The sequence below is a fragment of the Achromobacter piechaudii NBRC 102461 genome (assembly GCF_001571245.1).
GTDB lineage: Bacteria > Pseudomonadota > Gammaproteobacteria > Burkholderiales > Burkholderiaceae_B > Achromobacter > Achromobacter piechaudii.
The window spans coordinates 115,158-137,608 of sequence record NZ_BCTK01000012.1; the positions used below are offsets into that span (position 1 = coordinate 115,158).

At 66.0% G+C, this 22,451-nt stretch carries 28 protein-coding genes; 27 read left to right on the forward strand and 1 reads right to left on the reverse strand.

Going from position 1 to position 22,451, the window contains the following annotated elements:
- Window positions 1-6 precede the first annotated feature (6 nt).
- From API01S_RS21910 to API01S_RS21925, 4 genes are all read left to right on the forward strand, one after another.
- Complete coding sequence (locus tag API01S_RS21910) at window positions 7-1,473, forward strand: glutamate synthase subunit beta (RefSeq protein ID WP_061306146.1); 1,467 nt, start codon at window positions 7-9, stop codon at window positions 1,471-1,473.
- 125 nt (window positions 1,474-1,598) lie between these two features.
- Window positions 1,599-2,171 carry a chromate transporter gene (locus tag API01S_RS21915; RefSeq protein WP_061306147.1) on the forward strand — a complete coding sequence of 191 codons (573 nt, stop codon included), beginning with the start codon at window positions 1,599-1,601 and terminating at the stop codon, window positions 2,169-2,171.
- Window positions 2,168-2,695 (forward strand): chromate transporter, encoded by a 528-nt coding sequence (locus API01S_RS21920; protein WP_006216855.1) that lies wholly within the window; start codon window positions 2,168-2,170, stop codon window positions 2,693-2,695. Before API01S_RS21915 ends, API01S_RS21920 begins: the two co-directional genes overlap by 4 nt.
- Window positions 2,696-2,839: 144 nt before the next feature.
- Window positions 2,840-3,478 (forward strand): OmpW/AlkL family protein, encoded by a 639-nt coding sequence (locus tag API01S_RS21925; protein WP_006216854.1) that lies wholly within the window; start codon window positions 2,840-2,842, stop codon window positions 3,476-3,478.
- On the opposite strand, the gene API01S_RS21930 is transcribed toward API01S_RS21925, so the two are convergent.
- Window positions 3,475-4,338 carry a LysR family transcriptional regulator gene (locus tag API01S_RS21930; protein WP_006216853.1) on the reverse strand — a complete coding sequence of 288 codons (864 nt, stop codon included), beginning with the start codon at window positions 4,336-4,338 and terminating at the stop codon, window positions 3,475-3,477. The two genes, API01S_RS21925 and API01S_RS21930, sit on opposite strands and share 4 nt — an antisense overlap.
- 64 nt (window positions 4,339-4,402) lie before the next feature.
- On the opposite strand from API01S_RS21930, the gene API01S_RS21935 reads away from it, so the two are divergent.
- The 23 genes from API01S_RS21935 to tatA all read left to right on the forward strand — a co-directional run bounded on the left by API01S_RS21935 (window position 4,403) and on the right by tatA (window position 22,401).
- The gene (locus tag API01S_RS21935) at window positions 4,403-5,626 is read left to right on the forward strand and encodes a YbfB/YjiJ family MFS transporter (RefSeq protein ID WP_061306148.1); all 1,224 of its coding nucleotides are present in this window, start codon (window positions 4,403-4,405) and stop codon (window positions 5,624-5,626) included.
- A 25-nt stretch (window positions 5,627-5,651) separates the two neighbouring features.
- Window positions 5,652-6,629 carry a tripartite tricarboxylate transporter substrate binding protein gene (locus API01S_RS21940; RefSeq protein ID WP_006216851.1) on the forward strand — a complete coding sequence of 326 codons (978 nt, stop codon included), beginning with the start codon at window positions 5,652-5,654 and terminating at the stop codon, window positions 6,627-6,629.
- 16 nt (window positions 6,630-6,645) lie between these two features.
- Entirely contained in the window at window positions 6,646-7,707 is a 1,062-nt protein-coding gene (locus API01S_RS21945) for an NAD(P)H-dependent flavin oxidoreductase (RefSeq protein ID WP_061306149.1), read from the forward strand.
- 246 nt (window positions 7,708-7,953) lie between these two features.
- Entirely contained in the window at window positions 7,954-8,790 is an 837-nt protein-coding gene (locus tag API01S_RS21950) for an ABC transporter ATP-binding protein (RefSeq protein ID WP_006216849.1), read from the forward strand.
- Entirely contained in the window at window positions 8,787-9,575 is a 789-nt protein-coding gene (mlaE, locus tag API01S_RS21955) for a lipid asymmetry maintenance ABC transporter permease subunit MlaE (RefSeq protein WP_050728258.1), read from the forward strand. The genes API01S_RS21950 and mlaE overlap by 4 nt, the downstream gene beginning before the upstream one ends.
- A gap of 12 nt (window positions 9,576-9,587) precedes the next feature.
- Entirely contained in the window at window positions 9,588-10,085 is a 498-nt protein-coding gene (gene mlaD, locus API01S_RS21960; protein ID WP_039883756.1) for an outer membrane lipid asymmetry maintenance protein MlaD, read from the forward strand.
- An 81-nt stretch (window positions 10,086-10,166) separates the two neighbouring features.
- A complete protein-coding gene (locus API01S_RS21965; protein ID WP_061306150.1) occupies window positions 10,167-10,967 on the forward strand; it encodes an MlaA family lipoprotein in 801 nt (266 codons plus the stop codon).
- Window positions 10,968-11,006: 39 nt separating this feature from the next.
- Entirely contained in the window at window positions 11,007-11,636 is a 630-nt protein-coding gene (locus API01S_RS21970; RefSeq protein ID WP_006216845.1) for an MlaC/ttg2D family ABC transporter substrate-binding protein, read from the forward strand.
- A gap of 174 nt (window positions 11,637-11,810) precedes the next feature.
- Window positions 11,811-12,623: an ABC transporter ATP-binding protein gene (locus API01S_RS21975; protein WP_006216844.1), complete on the forward strand. Its 813-nt coding sequence runs from the start codon at window positions 11,811-11,813 to the stop codon at window positions 12,621-12,623.
- A complete protein-coding gene (locus API01S_RS21980) occupies window positions 12,620-13,432 on the forward strand; it encodes an ABC transporter permease (RefSeq protein WP_006216843.1) in 813 nt (270 codons plus the stop codon). Before API01S_RS21975 ends, API01S_RS21980 begins: the two co-directional genes overlap by 4 nt.
- Before the next feature lie 5 nt (window positions 13,433-13,437).
- Window positions 13,438-13,683, forward strand: coding sequence for a BolA family protein (locus API01S_RS21985; protein WP_006216842.1), 246 nt, complete (start codon window positions 13,438-13,440; stop codon window positions 13,681-13,683).
- Entirely contained in the window at window positions 13,683-14,951 is a 1,269-nt protein-coding gene (gene murA, locus API01S_RS21990; RefSeq protein ID WP_061306151.1) for a UDP-N-acetylglucosamine 1-carboxyvinyltransferase, read from the forward strand. The genes API01S_RS21985 and murA overlap by 1 nt, the downstream gene beginning before the upstream one ends.
- Window positions 14,948-15,622 carry an ATP phosphoribosyltransferase gene (gene hisG / locus API01S_RS21995; RefSeq protein WP_050728261.1) on the forward strand — a complete coding sequence of 225 codons (675 nt, stop codon included), beginning with the start codon at window positions 14,948-14,950 and terminating at the stop codon, window positions 15,620-15,622. Before murA ends, hisG begins: the two co-directional genes overlap by 4 nt.
- Before the next feature lie 54 nt (window positions 15,623-15,676).
- Window positions 15,677-16,981: a histidinol dehydrogenase gene (gene hisD, locus API01S_RS22000; protein WP_006216839.1), complete on the forward strand. Its 1,305-nt coding sequence runs from the start codon at window positions 15,677-15,679 to the stop codon at window positions 16,979-16,981.
- Window positions 16,978-18,084, forward strand: a complete 1,107-nt coding sequence (gene hisC, locus API01S_RS22005; protein ID WP_061306152.1) for a histidinol-phosphate transaminase — start codon at window positions 16,978-16,980, stop codon at window positions 18,082-18,084. Before hisD ends, hisC begins: the two co-directional genes overlap by 4 nt.
- A gap of 1 nt (window position 18,085) precedes the next feature.
- Window positions 18,086-18,673, forward strand: a complete 588-nt coding sequence (gene hisB, locus API01S_RS22010) for an imidazoleglycerol-phosphate dehydratase HisB (RefSeq protein WP_006216836.1) — start codon at window positions 18,086-18,088, stop codon at window positions 18,671-18,673.
- A gap of 34 nt (window positions 18,674-18,707) precedes the next feature.
- On the forward strand, window positions 18,708-19,406 hold the full coding sequence (gene hisH / locus API01S_RS22015) for an imidazole glycerol phosphate synthase subunit HisH (RefSeq protein ID WP_006216835.1): 699 nt from the start codon (window positions 18,708-18,710) through the stop codon (window positions 19,404-19,406).
- Window positions 19,407-19,461: 55 nt separating this feature from the next.
- Window positions 19,462-20,202, forward strand: coding sequence for a 1-(5-phosphoribosyl)-5-[(5-phosphoribosylamino)methylideneamino]imidazole-4-carboxamide isomerase (hisA, locus tag API01S_RS22020; RefSeq protein WP_006224535.1), 741 nt, complete (start codon window positions 19,462-19,464; stop codon window positions 20,200-20,202).
- Window positions 20,199-21,020: an imidazole glycerol phosphate synthase subunit HisF gene (hisF, locus tag API01S_RS22025; protein ID WP_006216833.1), complete on the forward strand. Its 822-nt coding sequence runs from the start codon at window positions 20,199-20,201 to the stop codon at window positions 21,018-21,020. Before hisA ends, hisF begins: the two co-directional genes overlap by 4 nt.
- Before the next feature lie 2 nt (window positions 21,021-21,022).
- A complete protein-coding gene (hisI, locus tag API01S_RS22030) occupies window positions 21,023-21,427 on the forward strand; it encodes a phosphoribosyl-AMP cyclohydrolase (protein ID WP_006216831.1) in 405 nt (134 codons plus the stop codon).
- On the forward strand, window positions 21,424-21,774 hold the full coding sequence (locus API01S_RS22035; RefSeq protein WP_006216830.1) for a phosphoribosyl-ATP diphosphatase: 351 nt from the start codon (window positions 21,424-21,426) through the stop codon (window positions 21,772-21,774). The genes hisI and API01S_RS22035 overlap by 4 nt, the downstream gene beginning before the upstream one ends.
- 16 nt (window positions 21,775-21,790) lie before the next feature.
- Window positions 21,791-22,159, forward strand: a complete 369-nt coding sequence (locus API01S_RS22040; RefSeq protein ID WP_061306153.1) for a histidine triad nucleotide-binding protein — start codon at window positions 21,791-21,793, stop codon at window positions 22,157-22,159.
- A 14-nt stretch (window positions 22,160-22,173) separates the two neighbouring features.
- Window positions 22,174-22,401 (forward strand): Sec-independent protein translocase subunit TatA, encoded by a 228-nt coding sequence (gene tatA, locus API01S_RS22045; RefSeq protein WP_006216828.1) that lies wholly within the window; start codon window positions 22,174-22,176, stop codon window positions 22,399-22,401.
- Window positions 22,402-22,451 lie beyond the last annotated feature (50 nt).

A 22,451-nucleotide genomic window follows, 5' to 3' on the forward strand; every position in this document is an offset into this window, starting at 1 on the left:
GATACCATGGGAAAGATTACTGGCTTTATGGAATATCAGCGTCTGCAGGAGGCCGCCGAGGCCCCGCAGAAGCGGCTGAAGAACTGGCGCGAATTCGTGTTGCACCTGACCGATGAGCAGGCCAAGCAGCAAGCGGCGCGCTGCATGGACTGCGGCATCCCGTTCTGCAACAACGGCTGCCCGGTCAACAACATCATCCCCGACTGGAACGACCTGGTTTACAAGCAGGACTGGCGCCGCGCGCTGGACGTGCTGCACTCGACCAACAACTTCCCGGAGTTCACCGGCCGCATCTGCCCCGCGCCGTGTGAAGCCGCCTGTACCTTGAACATCAACAGCGACGCCGTGGGCATCAAGTCCATCGAGCACGCCATCATCGACAAGGGTTGGGCCGAAGGCTGGGTCGCACCGCTGGTGCCGGCCAAGAAGACCGGCAAGAAGGTCGCGGTCGTGGGCTCCGGCCCCGCCGGCATGGCATGCGCGCAGCAACTGGCGCGCGCCGGCCACTCGGTGACGCTGTTCGAAAAGAGCGACCGCATCGGCGGCCTGCTGCGTTACGGCATTCCCGACTTCAAGCTGGAAAAGCACCAGATCGATCGCCGCATCTCGCAGATGGAAGCGGAAGGCGTGGAATTCGCGCCGTCCACCTACATCGGCAATCCGAAAGACCCCGTCGCCGACGGCCTGACGGTGCGCACGCCGGAATCGCTGAAGGCGGAATTCGACGCCGTCGTCATGACGGGCGGTTCGGAAACCCCGCGCGACCTGCCGGTGCCGGGCCGCGAGCTGTCGGGCGTGTACTTCGCCATGGACTTCCTGCGCCAGCAGAACAAGGCCGTTGCCGGCGACCGCCTGACCAACCAGACGCTGGCCAAGGGCAAGCACGTCGTCGTGATCGGCGGCGGCGATACGGGTTCGGACTGCGTCGGCACCAGCAATCGCCATGGCGCCGCGTCCGTGACGCAATTCGAGCTGATGCCGCAACCGCCCGAGTCCGAGAACAAGACGATGACGTGGCCGTACTGGCCGCTGAAGATGCGCACGTCGTCCTCGCACGAGGAAGGCTGCGAGCGCGACTGGTCCGTGACCACCAAGCTGCTCAAGGGCAGCAACGGCAAGGTCGAGAAGCTGGTCGGCGCGCGCGTCGAATGGTTCAAGGACGAAGCCACCGGCCAGATGAAGATGCGCGAAATCGAAGGCTCGGAATTCGAGATCAAGGCTGACCTGGTGCTGCTGGCCATGGGCTTCGTTTCGCCCGTGCAGACCGTGCTGGATGCGTTCGGCGTGGATCGCGATGCGCGCGGCAACGTGCGCGCCAACACCGACGACTACCGCACCAATGTGGAAAAGGTCTTCGCCGCGGGCGACATGCGCCGTGGCCAATCGCTGGTGGTCTGGGCCATCCGCGAAGGCCGCCAATGCGCGCGCTCGGTCGATGAATTCCTGATGGGCAGCAGCGAACTGCCGCGCTGATCCTTCCGCCACGCAAGACTCCATTCGCCGCCTTCGCGCCCGTTGCGCCAAGGCGGCGAATGCTTTTCAGGCAGGCGACATATTCGTTTCCGTAAGATGCGCCATCGCCCAACCGTTGACCCGCCATGTCCACCGACACCCTCGTTGCGCCCCCCACGTTGCCGCAGATCTTCCTGGCATTCACCAAGGTCGGGCTGACCAGTTTCGGCGGCGGCCTGAGCGGCTGGATGATGCGCGAATTCGTGCAGCAGCGACGCTGGTTGTCCGAAGCGGACTTCCTGTCGGGCCTGGCGCTGGCGCAGTCCTTTCCCGGCGTGAACGTGGTGAACCTGGCCATCTGGATCGGCTTTCGGCTGCGCGGCGGGCCGGGCGCTTTGCTGGGAGGCCTGGGCATCACCGTGCTGCCGATGCTGGTGGCGATCGCGGCGGCGGCGCTGTTCGCCAGCATGGCGCAATCTCACGGCCTGCACTTGGCGATGGCCGGCGTGGCGGCAGCGGCAGTGGGCGTGTCATTGCAGACCGGCCTGCGCGCGGCGCGGCGCGCGTTGGTAGGACTGGCGCCGGCCGCCATCATGGCCTGCACCTTCGCCGCGATCTTCCTGTTTCGCCTGCCGCTGTTGTGGGTCGTAGGCGTGATGGCGCCCGTGTCGATCTTCATTGCCTACACGCGCATCCGTCGCCAGGAGCCGCGCGCATGAATCTGTCGACGCTGCATGACCTGTTCGCGGTGTTCACGCCGTTGTCGTTCCTGACGGTGGGCGGCGGTCAGAGCATACTTCCCGACATCCATCGGCAGGCCGTCGACAGCTACGGCTGGATCAACGACGCGCAGTTCCTGGACTACTTTGCGTTGTCGCGCATCACGCCCGGCCCCGCGTCGCTGCTGGTGACCTTGATAGGCTGGCACGTGGGCGGATGGGCCGGCGCCATCGCGGCGTCCATCGCCATCTTCCTGCCTTGCTCGCTGCTGATCTACGCGCTGGCACGCGTGTGGGCGCGCTATCGGCACACCACCTGCATCCGCGCAATCGAAGCGGGCCTGGTGCCGGTGGCGGCGGGCATGATCCTCGCGTCCTCGTGCACCATCCTGCGCGCCGCCGAAGGCGGAGCCTGGGCCTGGGCAGTGGCGGCGCTTTCAACGGCGGCGCTGGTCTATACGCGCGTCAGCCCGTTCATCATGCTGGGCTTGGGCGCAGGCGTCTTCTTGCTGGCGCTGGGCTGATGACGCCGCACAATCGGCATCCGCTGTTGCCATGCCACCACGGCATGTTCCGCATCTTTTAACGGTTTGACACATGTCAATCGTGGGTCGCCGCAGGTCTGAGAACCTGTGGCCTCACCCTCATGGAAAGATCGGAGAAGAAAAATGTTTTCGCTGAACGGGCGCTTCCGCACCACCGCTATTGCCGGATTGATCGCCGCCGGCGCACTTGCCGCGCCGGCACATGCGCATGAAGCGGGCGACGTGCTGTTCCGAGTGGGCGTGACGCAGGTGCGCCCCGCTTCCAACAACGGCACGGTGCTCGACGGCAGCGTCAAGCTGGACGCGAACAACAACGTGCGCCCCAGCTTCACGTTGGGCTACATGGTGACGCGCAACATCGGCATCGAACTGCTGGGCGCCTGGCCGTTCCAGCACGACGTCAGCGGCAGCGGCCTGGGCAAGATCGGCTCCAGCAAGCAATTGCCGCCCACCCTGAGCCTGCAATGGCACATCCTGCCCGACAGCATGATCCAGCCGTACATCGGCGTGGGCATCAACTACACGCACTTCTTCGACACCAAGGCCGAAGGCGCGCTGAAGGGTTCCGACCTGAAGATGGGCGATTCGTGGGGCGTGGCCGCGCAACTGGGCGCGGACTTCAAGATCAATGAACGCTGGTTCATGAACGCGGACATCCGCTACATCGACATCAAGTCGAAGGTGAAGCTGGACGGCCAGCACATCGGCACCGCGCGCATCGACCCGTGGGTGGCCACGCTGGGCGTGGGCTACCGCTTCTAAGCCTGCAAGCGCTGACGCAACGCCTGCAACGCAGGCGTGTCGTCATGCGGGCGCCAGACCAGTTGCGTGCGCGCCTGCCCATACGGGCCGGACAGCGCCTTGACCCGCACGGCGTCTTCGGCGCCCAACAGCGCCAGCACCGAACGCGGCACGATGGCCACGCCCGAGCCTGCCGCCACGCACGCCACGATGGCGTGATACGACGCGAACTCCATCACGCGCCCCGGCGCCACGCCTTCGTGGTTCAGCCACGATTCCAGGATGCGCCGATACGAGCAGCCCGCCGCGAACGCGATGACCGTGCGGTCGCCAAGATCGCGCGCGCTGTTGATCGGCCCCCAGGCCAGCGGCGAGATCAACGCCAACGCTTCGTTGAACGCATCCAGCGTCGCCAGGCCATCGGCGGGAAAGGGCTGGGCCACGAAGGCGGCGTCGATTTCGTAATTGCGCACCTGCGCGGCCAGCGCGCCCGACGTGCCGGTGACCAGCTCGATTCCCACTTGCGGCCAGGCCGCGTGATAGGCGGCCAGGATGGGCGGCAGCCGCGCGGCGGCCGTGCTTTCCATGGTGCCGATACGCAGCACGCCTTGCGGCGCGCCGTCGCGCACGGCCGCCTGGGCCTCATCGGACAGGCGCAGCAGCCGGTCGGCATACGACAACAGCACGCGGCCTTGGTCCGACAGCACCAGACGGCGGTTCTGGCGCCGGAACAGCGGGGCGTTCAGCGAGGCCTCCAATTGCTTCAAGCGCGTCGACACATTGGACTGCACGCGGTTCAGGTGCGCGGCGGCGCGCGCCACGCCGCCCTGGTCCGCCACGGCCTTGAAAATCTGCAAGGCGTCGAGATCCAAGTTTCTCATTTCAAGAACCTCTGTTCTTAATAATTCACTATTAAAGATATAAGTACAGCCGTAGAGTAGGCGCATGTCAACGCCTGCTTACCCTTCCGATTCCGATACGCGCAGCGCGGCCAGCCTGGCATGGCCGGCCGCGCTGGCGCTGGCCGCCGCCATGGGCATCGGCCGCTTCGCCTTCACACCCGTCTGGCCGTTGATGGCGGATGAGGGCGGCCTGTCCCTGGCGCAGGGCAGCTGGATTGCATCGGCCAATTACGCGGGCTACCTGCTGGGCGCGCTGGCGGCGGTGGCCTGGCCCGTGCGCCATGCGCGCGTGCAGCTGGCCCTCAGCCTGTTGGCGGTGGCGCTGCTGACGCTGGCCATGCCGCTCACGCATCACGTGGCCGTCTGGTGCGTGCTGCGGCTGGCGGCGGGGTATGCCAGCGCCAGCGCCTTCATTTGCGTGGCGGCGGCGCGTCCCGTGCCCCCGGGCGATGCGCGCGAACCCGCCGCATCGGCGCTGACCTATGCCGGGGTGGGCGCCGGCATCGCGCTGACCGGGCTGGCCTGCCTGGCATTGATGGCCTGGGGCGTGCGGGCGGACGGCACCTGGCTGGCGCTGGGCGCGTTGACGCTGGCCCTGTCCGTCATTGCCTGGCCCGGGCTCAAGCGGCCATCGCCCACGCCCATGGCAACGCCAAGCGCCGGGCGTCCCGCCCGCGTGCCGCGCGTCACGGGCCGGCTGGCGCTGCACTATGGCGTCTTCGGCATCGGCTACATCATTCCCGCCACCTTCCTGCCCGCGATGGCCAAGCAGGTCATCGCCAACCCCGCCGTGTTCGGCTGGGCGTGGCCGGTGTTCGGGCTGGCCGCCGCCGTCTCCTGCCTGCTGGTTCCCCGGCTGGCGCGCGCAAGCAATGAAAAGCGGGTCTGGCAGGCCGCACAGGCGCTGATGGCCGTGGGCATGCTGACCGCCGCGGTCTGGCATCACATCGCCGCCGTCATCGTGGCGGCCCTGCTGGTGGGCGGCACCTTCATGGTGATCACGCAGGCGGGCATGCTGACGGCCAGGCGCATGGCGGGCGCCGCCGCCCCGCGCGCCGCCGCCATCATGACCGCTTCCTTCGCCGCCGGACAGATCCTGGGGCCGCTGCTGGCCTCATGGGCCAGCCACTGGGGCGCGGGCCTGCCGCAGGTGCTGGGCGGCGGGGCGGCGCTGCTGGCCGTCTCGGCGTGGCGGCTGGGAAAAATCACGACAGAAGATAAAGGCGCTGGGCATAATGCGATCGGCCCGCAGGGCTGTACACATTAGAGAAAAGAACGAGGAGTCACCCAGCATGAAAACACTGCGCCCCCTGATTGCCGCCCTGGCGGCCGTCGCCGCTTTCAGCGGCGCCGCGCAAGCCCAGACCGCCGACTGGCCCGCCAAGCCCATCACCATGATCGTGCCCTACGCGCCGGGCGGCTTTGCCGACACGCGCGTGCGCCTGCTGGCGCGCAAGCTGGGCGAATCGCTGGGCCAGCCCATCGTGGTCGAGAACAAGGCGGGCGCAGGCGGCGTGGTCGGCACCAACCTGATCGCCAAGGCCGCGCCGGACGGCTACACCATTGGCACGGGCAACCTGGCCCCCATGGCGGTGAACCCGTCGCTGATGAAGGAAATGCCCTACGACCCGCAGAAGGATCTGGCCCCGGTCATCCTGATCGAGAACAGCCCGCTGGTCTTGAGCGTGAACAACGGCCTGCCGGTCAAGACGCTGGCTGACCTGATCGCGCTGGCAAAGAAAGAGCCCGGCAAGCTGTCGTTCGGCTCGTCGGGCGTGGGCGGCGCGCATCACCTGTCGGGCGAAATGTTCCGCGAACAGGCCAAGATCGACATCGTGCACGTGCCTTACAAGGGCGGCAGCCTGGCCGCGACCGACCTGATGGGCGGCCACATTTCGATGATGTTCGAAATGGGTTATTCCGCGCTGCCCGCCATCCAGGGCGCCAAGATCCACCCGATCGCCGTGACCTCGGCCAAGCGCCTGGCAGTGCTGCCCGACGTGCCGACCATGGCCGAATCGGGCCTGCCGGGCTTTGAGTCCTACAACTGGCAGGGCATTGTTGCCCCGGCAGGAACGCCCGCGCCGATCATCGCCAAGCTCAACGCCGAATTCAACCGCATCCTGAAAGAGCCGGATGTGCAAAAGGCCATCGCCGACACCGGCAGCCAGGCCGGTGGCGGCACGCCCGAGGAATTCGCGGCGTTCATCAAGAGCGAAGCCGCGAAGTGGGACCACGTCATCAAGGCTGGAAACATCCAGCTTCAATAACCCGAAGGAGTCGCCCATGGCCGCCCGTTTGCTTGACCTGCTGAAGCTGGACCTACCCGTCATCCAGGCGCCCATGGCCGGCGGGGCGACGACGGTGGCGCTGGTGTCCGAGGCGTCCAAAGCGGGCGTCCTGGGCTCGCTCGGAGCCGCCTACATGAGCCCCGAGCAGATCGATGCCGCCGTTGCCGGCATCCGCGCCCACACCGACCGGCCGTTCGCCATCAACCTGTTCGCCAGCGTCCCGGCCCAGCCCATGCACGGCGATGCCGACCGGATGCTGGCGCTGATGGCCCGCTACCACGCGCGCCTGGGCCTGCCAGCCCCGGCCGCGCCGGGACCGCAGGCCGATCCGCTGCCCGGGCAGATCGACGCCATCCTGCGACTGCGCCCGGCCGTATTCAGCTTCACCTTCGGCCGCATCCCGGCCGATGTCCTGGCGCGCTGCCGCGAGCTGGGCATCATGACGGTAGGCACGGCCACTACCGTGCGCGAGGCGCTGGCGCTGGAACAGGACGGCGTGGATGCGGTGGTCGCCCAAGGGGCCGAAGCGGGCGGGCACCGTGGCACGTTCCTGGACGATTTCGAGCAATCGCTGATCGGCACGATGGCGCTGGTGCCGCAGGTGGCGGATGCCGTGTCCATTCCGGTGATCGCCTCTGGCGGCATCATGGACGGCCGCGGCATCGCCGCCGCGCTGGCGTTGGGCGCCGACGCGGCACAAATGGGGACGGCCTTCCTAACCACCGACGAATCCGGCATCGGCGAGGCGTACAAAGCCCTGCTGCCCACATCGCGGTCCGAACAATCGCGGGTGACGCGCGCCTTCTCCGGCCGCCCGGCGCGCGGCATCGCCAATGACTTCATGCGCGACGCGGACGCCATCGCGGCCGACATCCTGCCGTATCCGCTGCAAAACGCCCTGACGCGTCCCATGCGCACGGAAGGCGGCAAGGCAGGCGACACCCAGGTGCTGTCGCTCTGGGCCGGGCAGGCCGCGCCCATGGCCCGGCGCGAGTCCACGGCGGCGCTGGTGCGCCGCCTGGAAAGCGAACTGGCTGTGGCGCAGGCGCGTCGCTGACACGGGCGGATTGTCCCTGACACCGAAAACACTGTTCCATAGGCGGGCCCGCGCGTTGTGATTACAAAGCGTCGGGCTACAATGGCGCCTCGCCGCCGGGAGCCATAGTCTTTTTTAGCCCCGGCACCTGAGTCATCGGGCGCTTCCCGCCGTAGCCTGACTTGCCCGCGCAGCCCGGTTTATTCCGCCCTGCGCGCCGACAAGCCAGCCGGGCAGCTCCGCCACCGAAACACCCTTTCGTTGCCCATGCCCGCTCAATCAAGCAGCACCCCGGAATTCGCCCTGCGCCTGGACGGTGTAGCGCTTGGCTACGGTGATTTCACCGTCCTGCGCGATATCTCCATGGACGTGCGCGCGGGCGAAGTGGTCGCCATCATGGGCGGCTCCGGCTCGGGCAAGACCACGCTGCTGCGTGCGGCCACCGGCCAGCTGATTGCCCAGCAAGGCCGGGTGCAGGCGTTTGGCGAAGACCTGGCCAGCGTCACCCCCGCCCAGTTGCAGTCCCTGCGCAAACGCATGGGCGTGCTGTTCCAGCAAGGGGCGCTGTTCACCGACTTGAACGTGTTCGAAAACGTGGCGTTTCCGCTGCGCGAACACACCCGCCTGTCCGAAGCCGAGGTCACCGACCGGGTGCTGGACAAGCTGGACGCGGTAGGCCTGCGCGCCGCCGCGCACCTGAGGGTGGCCGAGATCTCCGGCGGCATGGCGCGCCGCGTGGCGCTGGCACGTGCCGTCGTGCTGGAACCCGAACTCATTCTGTATGACGAGCCCTTCGCGGGCCTGGACCCGATCTCGCTGGGCATCACCGCGCGCCTGATCCGCCATCTGGCCGACCGCCTGGGTTGCGCCTCGGTGCTGATCACCCACGACGTGCAGGAATCCTTTTCCATCGCCGACAAGGTGTATTTGGTGGGCCAAGGCAAGCTGGCCGCCGCGGGCACACCCGAATCGCTGTCGGCGTCGCAAGATCCCTACGTGCAGCAATTCCTGAAGGGCGAGCCCGACGGCCCGGTCGCGTTCCAGTATCCCGACACGCCTGCCTTCCAGAAGTGGCTGTCCGAACAGAAGGGGCGCAAATCATGAGCGGTTCCAACAACATGGTCGGCGCGCTGGGCGGCTGGGTGCGCAAGCAGATATCGGGCATCGGCTTTTTCACCCGCTTTTTCGGCGGCATGCTGGCGCGCAGCGGAATCATCTTCTCGCGCCCCCGCCTGGTGTCCCAGCAAGTCCATTTCATCGGCAACTATTCGCTGCTCATCATTGCCGTGTCGGGCATGTTCGTGGGCTTCGTGCTGGGGCTGCAAGGCTATTACACGCTGAACCGCTACGGCTCCGAAGAGGCGCTGGGCTTGCTGGTGGCGCTGTCGCTGGTGCGCGAGCTTGGCCCCGTCGTGACCGCGCTGCTGTTCGCGGGGCGTGCGGGCACGTCGCTGACCGCCGAAATCGGCCTGATGAAAGCGGGCGAACAGCTGTCGGCCATGGAAGTGATGGCCGTCGATCCCATTCGCCGCGTGCTGGTGCCGCGCTTGTGGGGCGGCATCATCGCCATGCCCATCCTGGCGGCGGTGTTCTCGATGGTCGGCGTGCTGGGCGGCTGGGTCGTCGGGGTCCTGATGATCGGCGTGGACGCGGGCGCGTTCTGGTCGCAAATGCAAAATGGTGTCGACGTCTGGAACGACGTCGCCAACGGCGTCATCAAGAGCGTGGTGTTCGGCATCACGGTCACGCTGGTCGCGCTTTATGAAGGCTGGCAGGCCAAGCCCACCCCGGAAGGCGTGGCGCGCGCCACCACGCGCACCGTGGTCGTGGGTTCCCTGGCGGTACTTGGGCTGGACTTCCTGCTCACCGCCTTGATGTTTGGAAATTGAAACGGATTGATCATGTCACGCGAAAAAACCGACTTCTGGGTAGGCCTGTTCGTACTGCTGGGCGCGGTCGCGCTCGCGTTCCTGGCGTTGCGGGCCGGCAACCTCAGCACCTTTTCCTTCGCCCCCACCTATACGCTTTCCGCCAACTTCGATAACGTGGGCGGCCTGAAGCCGCGCGCGGCCGTCAAAAGCGCCGGCGTCGTGGTGGGCCGCGTGTCCAGCATCACCTTCGACGACAAGACCTTCCAGGCGGTCGTGTCGGTGAATCTGGAAAAAGCTTACCAATTCCCCAAGGACACCTCGGCCTCGATCCTCACGTCCGGCCTGCTGGGCGAGCAGTACCTTGGCCTGACGGCGGGCAGCGAAGAAGAGAACTTTACCGACGGCGGAAAAATCCGCTATACACAGAGCGCGGTCGTGCTGGAGCAGCTGATCAGCCAGTTCCTGTACGGTTCGGCAGAAAAGCAAGGCGCTTCGTCGCCCGAACCCGCCGCGAAGACGCCAAATTAAAGACGATGCGAAAGACGCTGTAACTGCGCAACGCCTCGACATCGCAATAACATAAGAATCGTTGATAGGGACCTCCTGATCATGAACAAGAACGCATATTCCCGAATTGCCACCATCGCGGCGGCGGGTGTCCTGATGGCCGGCTGCGCCGCGCCGCAGAACCCGGACCCGCGCGATCCGTGGGAAGGCTTCAACCGGGGCGTCTACAAGTTCAATGACACGGTCGACCGCGCTGTGTTCAAGCCCGTCGCCCAGGCCTACACCTTCGTCACGCCGCAGCCGGTGCGCAGCTGCGTGCACAACATCTTCAGCAACGTCAGCGATCTGTGGTCCGGCACGAACAGCTTCCTGCAAGGTCGCGGCCATGACTTCGTGAACACGCTGGGCCGCTTCCTGTTCAACACCACCATGGGCGTGGGCGGCTGTTTCGACGTCGCCTCGGCCAATGGCGCGCGCAAGATCCCGAACGACTTCGGCACGACGCTGGGCGTGTGGGGCTTCGGCCAGGGCCCGTACCTGGTGCTGCCGTTCTTCGGTTCGTCCAGCGTGCGCGACGGTGTGGGCCTGGCGGGCGACTTCGCCGGCACCACCTACGGCTACATGGGCATCGATTCCATCGACAACGTGCGCCTGCGCAATTCGCTGTGGGGCCTGCGCATCGTCGATACGCGCGCCAGCCTGCTGAGCGCCACCGACACGATCGACCGCGTGGCGCTGGATCCGTACAGCTTCATCCGCGACGCCTATCTGCAACGCCGCAATGCCATGGTGCTGGGCCAGCGCGTCGACGACGAAGCTTTCCTGCCCAACTACGAAGACGACGAGGGCGATGCCCCTGCCGCCGGCAAGGCCGCCCCGGCGCCCGTGCCTGCAACCAAGTAAGCTGTCGGCTTGCAATCATCGGTACCGTAAGGAGTTTTGATGCGATTTGCTTTTGTTTCCCTGATGCAACGGTTGGCCTTCGCGGGCCTTATCGGCCTTGCCGCAGCCAGCGCTGCACAGGCCAAGCCAGACCCCAACGGCGCGCCCGACCAATTCGTCCTCGCCACCGCCAACGAAGCGCTTGACGTGCTCAAGGCCGACGGTGCGGTCAAAGCCGGCAACACCGCGCGCATCAACGAAGTGGTCAATCAGCACATCCTGCCCTACGTCAACTTCCAGAAGACCACGCGCCTGGCCGCTGGCCGTTTCTGGCGCCAGGCGTCTGACCAGCAGAAGAAAGCCTTGGCCGACGCCTTTCGCGGAACGCTGGTGCGCACCTATAGCGGCGCGCTGACCCGCGTCACGCCCAGCACCACCGTCAAGGCGCTGCCGTTCCGTGGCGACCCCAAGGCCGATGATGTGGTCGTGCGCACGCTGATCAGCCAGTCCAACGGCCAGCCCACTGGCGTGGACTACCGCCTGGAAAAGACGCCGCAAGGCTGGAAGATCTACGACATGAACGTCGAAGGCATCTGGCTGATCGAGAACTACCGCAATCAGTTCGCGCAGCAGATCAACCAGAACGGTATCGACGGGCTGATCCAGGCCCTGAACCAGCGCAACCAATAAGTTTCCGGTTTCGGCTGTCTTCGGCCCGGCGCGCCCCTCAAAGGCCCGCCGGGCCGATTATTTCGGGGACAGATAATCCGGCATTCCCCACGCGCACCGGGGCCATAGGCGCTTGCCGTCACGGCGCGCTTATATAATGATCAATTCGCTCTTTTCGGGCACTCCCCCGCCGTCATGTCAGCCGTCAGTCTAGAAAACGTCTCCAAGATCTACTCGCCGCGTGTGCGCGGCTGGCAGAAACTGCTTGGGCGCAAGCCCGCCCCCGGCTTTCAAGCGCTGGACAATGTCAGCCTGAATATCGAACACGGCGAATTCTTCGGCTTGCTCGGGCCCAACGGCGCCGGCAAGACCACGCTGATCTCGATTCTTGCCGGCCTGGCGCATGCCACCTCCGGACGCGCCAGCGTCTGTGGATACGACGTCGTCTCCGACTACAAGTCGGCGCGGCGCGCGCTGGGCGTGGTGCCCCAAGAGCTGGTCTACGATCCTTTCTTCACGGTGCGCGAAACGCTGCGCATCCAGTCCGGCTATTTCGGGCTGCGCAACAACGATGACTGGATCGACGAAATCCTGTTCAACCTGGGGCTGGCCGACAAGGCCAACAACAACATGCGCGCGCTGTCCGGCGGCATGAAACGCCGCGTGCTGGTGGCTCAGGCGCTGGTGCATCGCCCGCCGGTCATCGTGCTGGACGAGCCCACCGCGGGCGTGGACGTCGATCTGCGCCGCACGCTGTGGGAATTCATCTCGCGCCTGAACAAGGCCGGCCACACCATCATGCTGACCACGCACTACCTGGAAGAAGCGGAAGCCCTGTGCGGCCGCATCGCCATGCTCAAGCGCGGCCGTGTCGTCGCGCTGGACACCACGCAGGCGCTGATGGCGCGCGTGGGCGGCGTTGACCTGGAAGACGCGTTCGTGCGCATCATGCACCAGGGCGATGAGCCCGCCGCGCCCGCCCTGCAACCCGAAGAGATCTCGTCATGACGCAATCCAACGCGACCGCCAGCCAACCGCTGGTGCAGCCCCGCCTGGATGCGGGTTCCGGCTTTCCCACGCTGCTGCGCAAGGAATTGCTGCGCTTCTGGAAGGTGGGTTTCCAGACCATCGCCGCGCCCGTCATCACGGCGCTGCTGTATCTGCTGGTCTTCGCGCACGTGCTGGAAGGGCGCCTGATGGTCTATGGCACCGTGCCGTACACCGCGTTCCTGATCCCCGGCCTCATGATGATGAGCATGCTGCAGAACGCGTTCGCCAATCCGTCCTCGTCGCTGATCCAAAGCCGCATCACGGGCAATCTGGTGTTCATGCTGCTGCCGCCGCTGTCGCACCGCGACATCTTCGGCGCCTTCGTGCTGGCGGCCGTCGTGCGCGGCCTGACGGTTGGCGTGTTCGTCTGGTTCGTCGCGCTGTGCTTCGTATCGCTGGTGCCTGCCCATCCGCTCTGGCTGTTGGTCTTCGCGGTGCTGTCCTGCGGCATCATGGCCGTGCTGGGCGTGGTTGCGGGCCTGTGGTCCGAAAAATTCGACCAGCTGGCCGCCTTCCAGAATTTCCTGATCATGCCCGCGACGTTCCTGTCCGGCGTGTTCTATTCCATTCACACCCTGCCGCCTTTCTGGCAGGCCGTGTCCCACTGGAACCCCATCTTCTACGCCATCGACGGTTTCCGCTTCGGATTCTTCTCGGTGTCGGACGTCTCGCCCTGGCGCAGCCTGGCGGTGGTGACGGGGGTATTCCTGGCGCTCTCGCTTTACGCGCTGCGGCTTCTGGCCAGCGGCTACAAACTCAGGAACTGACGTCCATGCTTCCCACTCCCGCGCAAGTCCGCCAATACATTGCGGACGGCCTGTCCTGTGAACATCTTGACGTGCAAGGCGACGGCTCGCATTTCGACGCCGTCATCGTCAGCGCGGCCTTCGAAGGCAAGCGCCTGATCCAGCGCCATCAATTGGTCTATGCCGCCCTGGGCGACCGCATGAAGGCCGAGATCCATGCCTTGTCGATGCGCACGCTGACCCCGGACGAATACCAGCAAGCAGGCAAGTAATGGATAAATTGCGCATCACCGGCGGCGCACCGCTGCACGGCGAGATCACGATATCCGGCGCCAAGAATTCGGCGCTGCCGATCCTGTGCGCCGGCCTGTTGACGGCCGACGCGCTGACGCTGACCAACGTGCCGCATCTGAACGACACCGCCACCATGCTGCGCCTGCTGGCGCGCATGGGCGTGCAGGCCGAACGCGGCGCCGACGGCGTGGTGACGTTGCAGGCGGACCGCGTCGACAATCTGGAAGCGCCTTACGACCTGGTCAAGACCATGCGGGCGTCGATCCTCGTGCTGGGCCCGCTGCTGGCGCGCTTTGGCGAAGCACGCGTCAGCCTGCCTGGCGGCTGCACCATCGGCCAGCGCCCGGTCGATCAGCACATCAAGGGCCTGGCGGCGCTGGGTGCGCAGATCAGCATCGAACACGGCTTCGTCGTGGCTCGCGCCAAACGCCTGAAGGGCGCGTCGGTGCGCACCGACATGGTGACCGTCACCGGCACTGAAAACCTGCTGATGGCCGCCGTGCTGGCCGACGGCCAGACCGTGCTGGAGAACGCCGCGCGCGAACCCGAAGTGGTGGACCTGGCCGAACTGCTCATCAAGATGGGCGCGCGCATCCAGGGCCATGGCACCGATCGCATCGTGATCGACGGCGTCGAGCGCCTGCATGGCGCCGAACACCGCGTCATTTCCGACCGTATCGAAGCGGGCACTTTCCTGTGCGCCGTGGGCGCGGCGGGCGGCGACATCCTGCTCAAGAACACGGACCCCGGCATCCTGGGCGCCACGCTGGACAAGCTGGCCGAAGCCGGCCTGACGCTGGAAACCGGCCCCGACTGGATCCGCGGCGCGATGTCCGGCCGCCCCAAGGCCGTGGGCTTTCGCACCCATGAATACCCCGGCTTCGCGACCGACATGCAGGCCCAGGTCATGGCGCTGAACGCCGTGGCCGAAGGCACCTCGGTCGTCGTCGAGACCATCTTCGAAAACCGCTACATGCACGTGCAGGAATTGCGCCGCATGGGCGCCGAGATCGACATCGACGGCCATACCGCCGTGGTGCGGGGCGTCAAGCGCCTGTCGGGCGCCACCGTCATGGCCACCGACCTGCGCGCCTCCGCCAGCCTGGTCATCGCCGGCCTGGCCGCCGATGGCGACACGCTGGTCGACCGCATCTATCACCTGGATCGTGGCTACGACCAGATGGAAGTGAAACTGCGCGCCCTGGGCGCGAACATCCAACGCGTTACCGGCAAGGAACAGGCATGAGCGATGCCACGATGAAGCCCCTGACCCTGGCGCTGTCCAAGGGCCGGATTTTTGAAGAAACCATGCCGTTGCTGGCCGAAGCCGGCATCGAAGTCACGGAAAGCCCGGAAAGCTCGCGCAAGCTGATCCTGCCCACCAGCGATCCCGGCCTGCGCCTGATCATCGTGCGTGCCTCGGACGTGCCGACCTACGTGCAATATGGCGCGGCCGATCTGGGCATCGCGGGCAAGGACGTGCTGATCGAGCACGCCAAGGAGCAGCCCGGCGGCCTGTATCAGCCCATCGACCTGAACATCGCCAAGTGCCGCCTGGCCGTGGCCGTGCGCAACGGCTTCGACTACGAAGGCGCGGTGCACCAGGGCGCGCGCCTGCGCGTGGCCACCAAATACGTGCACTCAGCCCGTGAACACTTCGCGGCCAAGGGTGTGTACGTGGACATCATCAAGCTGTATGGTTCGATGGAATTGGCGCCGCTCGTGGGCCTGGCCGACTGCATCGTGGACCTGGTGTCCACCGGCGGCACGCTGCGCGCCAACGACCTGGTCGCGGTGGAAGACGTCATGCCGATCTCATCGCGCCTGATCGTCAATCAAGCCGCACTCAAGACGCGCGGCGCCCGCCTGCAACCCTTGCTGGACGCTTTCGAAAGAGCCGCCTCCCGCAACGCCTGACCCCCGCCCGCCGCGAACCCGCGGCGGCCGCTTTCCGCTTTGCTCCATGACGCCATGGCCCTGATCAATCGTCTCGACTCCCGCGATCCCGGATTCAAATCCGCCCTGTCCAAGCTGCTGGCCTTCGAGGCCACCGAGGACGAGTCCATCGACCGCGCCGCCGCCAACATCCTGGCCGACGTGCGCACGCGCGGCGACGCCGCCCTGGTGGAATACACGCAGCGCTTTGACCGCATGCCCGACGCATCGGCCGGCACGCTTGAAATTCCCAAGGCCGATTGGCACGCCGCGCTGGCCACGCTGCCCGCTGCCCAGCGCAACGCGCTGGAAGCCGCCGCCGACCGCGTGCGCGGCTATCACGAGCGTCAGCTTGCCCAGACCTGGACCTACACCGAGGCCGACGGCACGATGCTGGGCCAGCAGGTCACCCCGCTGGATCGCGTGGGCCTGTACGTGCCGGGCGGCAAGGCCGCGTATCCGTCTTCCGTGCTGATGAACGCCATTCCCGCCAAGGTCGCGGGCGTGCAGGAACTGGTCATGGTCACGCCCACGCCCGACGGCGTGCGCAACCCCATCGTGCTGGCCGCGGCCGCCATTGGCGGCGTGGACCGCGTGTTCGCCATCGGCGGCGCGCAAGCCGTGGGCGCGCTGGCCTACGGCACCGCCACCGTGCCCGCCGTGGACAAGATCGTCGGACCGGGCAACGCCTATGTCGCCGCCGCCAAGCGCCGCGTGTTCGGCGTGGTCGGCATCGACATGATTGCCGGCCCCAGCGAAATCCTGGTCATCTGCGACGGCAAGACGCCGGCCGACTGGATCGCCATGGACTTGTTCTCGCAGGCCGAGCACGACGAGCTGGCGCAGTCCATCCTGCTCTGTCCGGACGCCGCGTTCATCGAAGAAGTCGAGGCCGCCATCGCGCGCCTCTTGCCCACGATGCCGCGCGCCGACATCCTGCGTGTCAGCCTGGCCAACCGTGGCGCGCTGATCCAGGTGCAGAGCCTGGAAGAGGCCTGCGAGATCGCCAACGACATCGCGCCCGAGCACTTGGAAATTTCCACCGAACAACCTGAAATCTGGACCGCGAAGATCCGCCATGCCGGCGCCATCTTCATGGGCCGTTTCAGCTCGGAAGCGCTGGGCGACTATTGCGCCGGCCCGAACCACGTGCTGCCCACGTCGCGTACGGCGCGCTTCTCGTCGCCGCTGGGCGTGTACGACTTCCAGAAGCGTTCCAGCCTGATCCAGGTATCGCACCAGGGCGCGCAAACGCTCGGCCGCATCGCCGCCGAACTGGCGCTGGGCGAGGGCCTGCAAGCCCACGCCGCCAGCGCTCAGTACCGGATCGACAAGCCATGAGCGCGGCCCCGGCGGCAGATGTCGCTGGCCGCATCGCGGGCACCGTGCGCGCGGACATCCGCGAACTCGCCGCCTACCCGGTTGCGCACGCGGACGGCTGCATCAAGCTGGACGCGATGGAATGTCCCTACGAGCTGCCCGAGTCGGTGCGCGACGACATCGCCCGCACCGTGCGCGACACGGCGCTGAACCGCTATCCCGCCGCCGACCTGTCCGCCTTGCAAGCGGCCATCAAGACCGCTTTCGGCGTGCCGGCGGCAGCCGACGTGCTGTTTGGCAACGGCTCTGATGAACTGATCCACATCGTCGTCCAGGCGTGCTGTGCGCCGGGCGACGTGGTGATGTCGCCGTGGCCCTCGTTCGTCTATTTCGACATGGCGGCGCGCTTTGACCATGCGCGCTTCGTGGGCGTGCCGCTGACCGCCGACCTGACCCTGGATCTGCCGGCGATGCTGGCCGCCATGCGCGAGCACCAGCCCAAGGTGGTGTTCCTGGCCGTGCCCAACAATCCCACCGGCGGCCTCTGGTCCGACGAGGACGTCGCCGCCATCGTCGACGCCGCGCCGGGCCTGGTGGTGCTGGACGAGGCCTACCAGCCCTTCGCCGAGCACACCTGGATGCCGCGCGTGCTGGACGCGCCCAACGTGGTGGTCATGCGCACGGTCTCCAAGATCGGCCTGGCCGGCCTGCGTTTTGGGTATCTGGCCGGCCATCCGGACTGGATCGTCGAACTGAACAAGCTGCGCCCGCCCTACAACCTGGACGTGCTGACGCAAGCCACGTTGATGACGGTGCTGCGCCACAAGGCCGTGCTGGACGAACAGGCCGCGCGCCTGCGCGCCGACCGCGAACCGCTGGCGGCGGCGCTGGCCGCCTTGCCCGGCGTCAGGGTATTCCCTTCCGCCGGCAACTTCGTACTCGCCCGCTTTTCCGGCAAGCTGGATGGCAACGCCGTGCATCTTGCGCTGAAAACGCGCAAAATATTGATTCGCAACTTTTCCAACGCCCATCCGCTCCTGGCAAACTGCCTGCGCATCTCGGTGGGCGCCCCGGCCGAGAACGCCGCCTTGCTGGCTGCCCTGCAAGAGATTTTGAGTGCTTAACATGCGTACCGCAGAGATCACCCGCAACACCAACGAAACCCGCATCCGCGTGGCCATCAATATCGACGGCACCGGCAAGCAGACGATCGATACGGGCGTGCCTTTCCTGGACCACATGCTGGACCAGATCGCACGCCATGGCCTGATCGACCTGGACATCAAGGCCGAGGGCGACCTGCACATCGACGCGCACCACACGGTCGAAGACGTTGGCATCACGCTGGGCATGGCCATCGCCAAGGCCGTCGGCACCAAGGCCGGCCTGCGCCGCTACGGCCATGCGTATGTGCCGCTGGACGAAGCGCTGTCGCGCGTCGTGGTGGACTTCTCGGGCCGTCCCGGCCTGGAATATCACATCCCCTTCACGCGCGCGCACATCGGCAATTTCGATGTAGACCTCACGCGTGAGTTCTTCCAGGGGCTGGTGAACCACGCGCTGATCACGCTGCATATCGACAACCTGCGCGGCTTCAACGCCCACCATCAGGCGGAAACCGTGTTCAAGGCCTGTGGCCGCGCGCTGCGCATGGCCATGGAAGTCGATCCGCGCATGGGCGACGTCGTGCCCTCCACCAAGGGCGTGCTGTAACGTTCGCCAACCCCAACGCAGCAGGCAAAAAGAAGTGACCACTATCGCCATCGTCGACTACGGAATGGGCAATTTCCATTCCGTCGCACGCGCCCTGAAGTTCGCCGCCCCCGACGCGGACGTCCGCATCTGCAACCAGCCCAAAGACATCGACGCGGCCGACCGCGTGGTGTTCCCCGGCCAGGGCGCGATGGCGGACTGCATGCGCACCCTGAACGAATCCGGCCTGCGCGAAGCCGTCGTGCGCGCCGCCCGCAACAAGCCCCTGTTGGGCGTGTGCGTGGGCGAGCAGATGCTGTTCGAGTCCAGCGAAGAAGGCGGCACCTCGTGCCTGGGACTGTTCCCGGGCGTCGTGCGCCGTTTCGCCGGTCCGCGTTTTGCCGACCTGATCCCCGCCGATGACGAAGCCTGCCTGGCCGACACCGGCGAGGCTGGCTTGGCCGACACCCGTCCCGAACGACTCAAAGTGCCGCACATGGGATGGAACAAAGTCCGCCAGACGCGCTCTCATCCCATCTGGGACGGCATTCCGGACGACACGCACTTCTATTTCGTCCATAGTTACTACGCCGATCCGGACGATTCCAGCCTGACAGTTGGTGAAACCGATTATGGCGTCGCCTTTACCTGCGCAGTGGCGGCGGCTAACATTTTCGCGGTGCAGTTCCACCCCGAGAAGAGCGCCGAGCACGGTTTGCGCCTGTATCGCAATTTTGTAGACTGGCAGCCGTAGGCCCAGAGCCCCAAGCGCCAGCCCATTCAACCCCCTTTCTTTTTTGCTGCCCACCATGCTGCTGATCCCCGCCATCGATCTTAAAGACGGGCGCTGCGTGCGCCTGCGCCAGGGTGACCTGGACGATGCAACGGTGTTCTCCGAAGACCCCGCCGCCATGGCCACCCGCTGGCTCGACCAAGGCGCGCGCCGCCTGCATCTGGTCGACCTGAACGGCGCCGTTGCCGGAAAGCCCAAGAACGAAGCGCCCATCAAGGCCATCCTGGACGCCGTTGGCGACGATATCCCCGTGCAGATCGGCGGCGGCATTCGCGACCTCGACACCATCGAACGCTACCTTGACGCCGGCATCTCCTACGTGATCATCGGCACCGCCGCGGTCAAGAACCCGGGCTTCCTGCAAGACGCCTGCGGCGCTTTCCCCGGCCAGATCATCGTCGGCCTGGACGCGCGCGACGGCAAGATCGCCACCGACGGCTGGAGCAAGCTGACCCGCCACGACGTGCTGGACCTGGCCAAGAAGTTCGAAGACTACGGCTGCGAAGCCATCATCTACACCGACATCGGCCGTGACGGCATGCTGTCGGGCGTGAACGTCGAAGCCACGGTTCGCCTGGCCCAGCACGTGCGCATCCCCGTGTACGCTTCGGGCGGCATCGCCGGCATCCAGGACATCGAAGCCCTGTGCGCCGTCGAGGAAGAGGGCGTCGAAGGCGCCATCCTGGGCCGCAGCATCTACGAAGGCACGCTTGACTTCCAGGCCGCCCAGGCGCGCGCCGACGAATTGGCAAAATGACCATCTCCACCCGCAGCACCGAGGCCGGCGCGCCCGTACAAAGCGCGCTGACCCGCCGCATCATCCCCTGCCTCGACGTCACCGCCGGTCGCGTCGTCAAGGGCGTGAACTTCGTCAACCTGCTGGACGCGGGCGACCCCGTCGAGATCGCCCGCCGTTACAACGAGCAGGGCGCCGACGAACTAACCTTCCTGGACATCACCGCCACCAGCGATGGCCGCGACCTGATCCTGCCCATCATCGAGCAGGTGGCCTCGCAGGTCTTCATTCCGCTGACGGTGGGCGGCGGCGTGCGCCAGGTGTCCGACATCCAGCGCCTGCTCAATGCCGGCGCGGACAAGATCAGCATCAACAGCGCGGCCGTGGCCAATCCCGAACTGGTGCGCGCCGCGTCCGATTACCACGGCTCGCAGTGCGTGGTGGTGGCCATCGACGCACGCCGCGTATCGGCAGAAGGCGAACCGGCGCGCTGGGAAGTCTTCACGCATGGCGGCCGCAAGGCCACCGGGCTGGACGCCGTGGCCTGGGCGCGCCGCATGGCCGCCTACGGCGCGGGTGAAATCCTCTTGACCAGCATGGACCGCGACGGCACCAAGTCCGGTTTCGACCTGGAATTGACGCGCGCCGTGTCCGATGCGGTGCCGGTTCCCGTCATCGCCTCCGGCGGCGTGGGCAACCTCCAGCACCTGGCCGATGGCGTCACCACCGGCCGCGCCAGCGCCGTGCTGGCCGCCAGCATCTTCCACTTTGGCCAGCACACCGTTGGCGAGTGCAAACGCTTCATGGCCGAACAAGGCATTTCCGTACGGTTGGACTAACTATGAGCACCGAACCCGCCTGGATGGCCGACGTCGTCTTCGACGAAAACGGCCTGATCCCCGCCATTGCCCAAGACGCCGAAAACGGGCAGATCATGATGGTGGCCTGGATGAATCGCGAATCCCTCGAAGAAACCGCCGCCACCGGCCGCGCCGTGTACTGGTCGCGTTCGCGCCAGCGCTTGTGGCGCAAGGGCGAAGAATCCGGCCACGTGCAGCAAGTGCACGAACTGCGCCTGGATTGCGATGGCGACGTCATTTTGCTCAAGGTGCACCAGGAAGGCGGCATCGCGTGCCACACCGGCCGCGCCAGCTGTTTTTTCCGCCGCCTGGAAGGGCCGACGGACAAGGCATCCTGGATCACGGTCGATCCGGTGCTCAAAGACCCTGAACTGATCTACAAATGACCGATCAAACGCCTATCACCGCCGACATCCTGGCGCGTATCGCCGACACGCTGGAAACCCGCCGCCCCGAGAACGGGGGTGACCCAAGCGCCTCTTATTCGGCCAAGCTGCTGGCCAAGGGCCCGGATTCCTTCCTGAAGAAAATCGGCGAAGAGGCAACGGAACTGGTCATGGCCGCCAAGGATGGCGTGCCGGAACGCATCGTCAGCGAAACCGCCGACCTGTGGTTTCATTGCCTGGTCGCGCTGACCCACTTCAAGCTGCGGCCGGAAGACGTGCTGGCCGAATTGGCCCGCCGCGAAGGCCTGTCGGGACTGGTGGAAAAAGCCAGCCGCCCCAAAGACTGACCCCGGAGCCCGGAAAATGAGCGAGAACTGCCTGTTTTGCAAGATCGCCGCTGGCGACATCCCGTCCAAGAAGGTCTATGAGGACGAGGACTTTGTTGCATTTCACGATATCAATCCTGCAGCACCGGTGCATTTGCTGCTGATTCCTCGACGTCATGTCACATCCATGCAGGATATTACGGGCGAGGACGCAGGTTGGTTGGGTAGAATGATGTCGTTGGCGCCGCGGCTAGCAGCCGAAAACGGTTGCCGTCCGGGCCCTGATGGCGGATTTCGCATCATGATCAACTCTGGCGTCGAAGGCGGCCAGGAAGTCCCGCATTTGCATTTCCACATCATCGGCGGCTCGCGACCCTGGAAAGGACGCGTGGCCCCCACCGCGTAATTCGGAGAAACATCATGGGTAGTTTCAGCATTTGGCATTGGTTGGTCGTTCTGGTCATCGTGGCGCTGATTTTCGGCACCAAGAAACTGCGCAACATCGGCTCGGATCTGGGCGGCGCGGTGAAAGGTTTCAAGGAAGGCATGAAAGACGCGAACGGCGAAAAGCCCGCCGACCCGATCGCGCAGCAGCGCGTGTCTGGTGAAACCATCGACGTGCAGGCCAAGGAAAAGACCAACTCCTGAGCCATCGGCTCGTCTCCCGGGCCCGCCCTGAACGGGGCCGGCCCTTATTG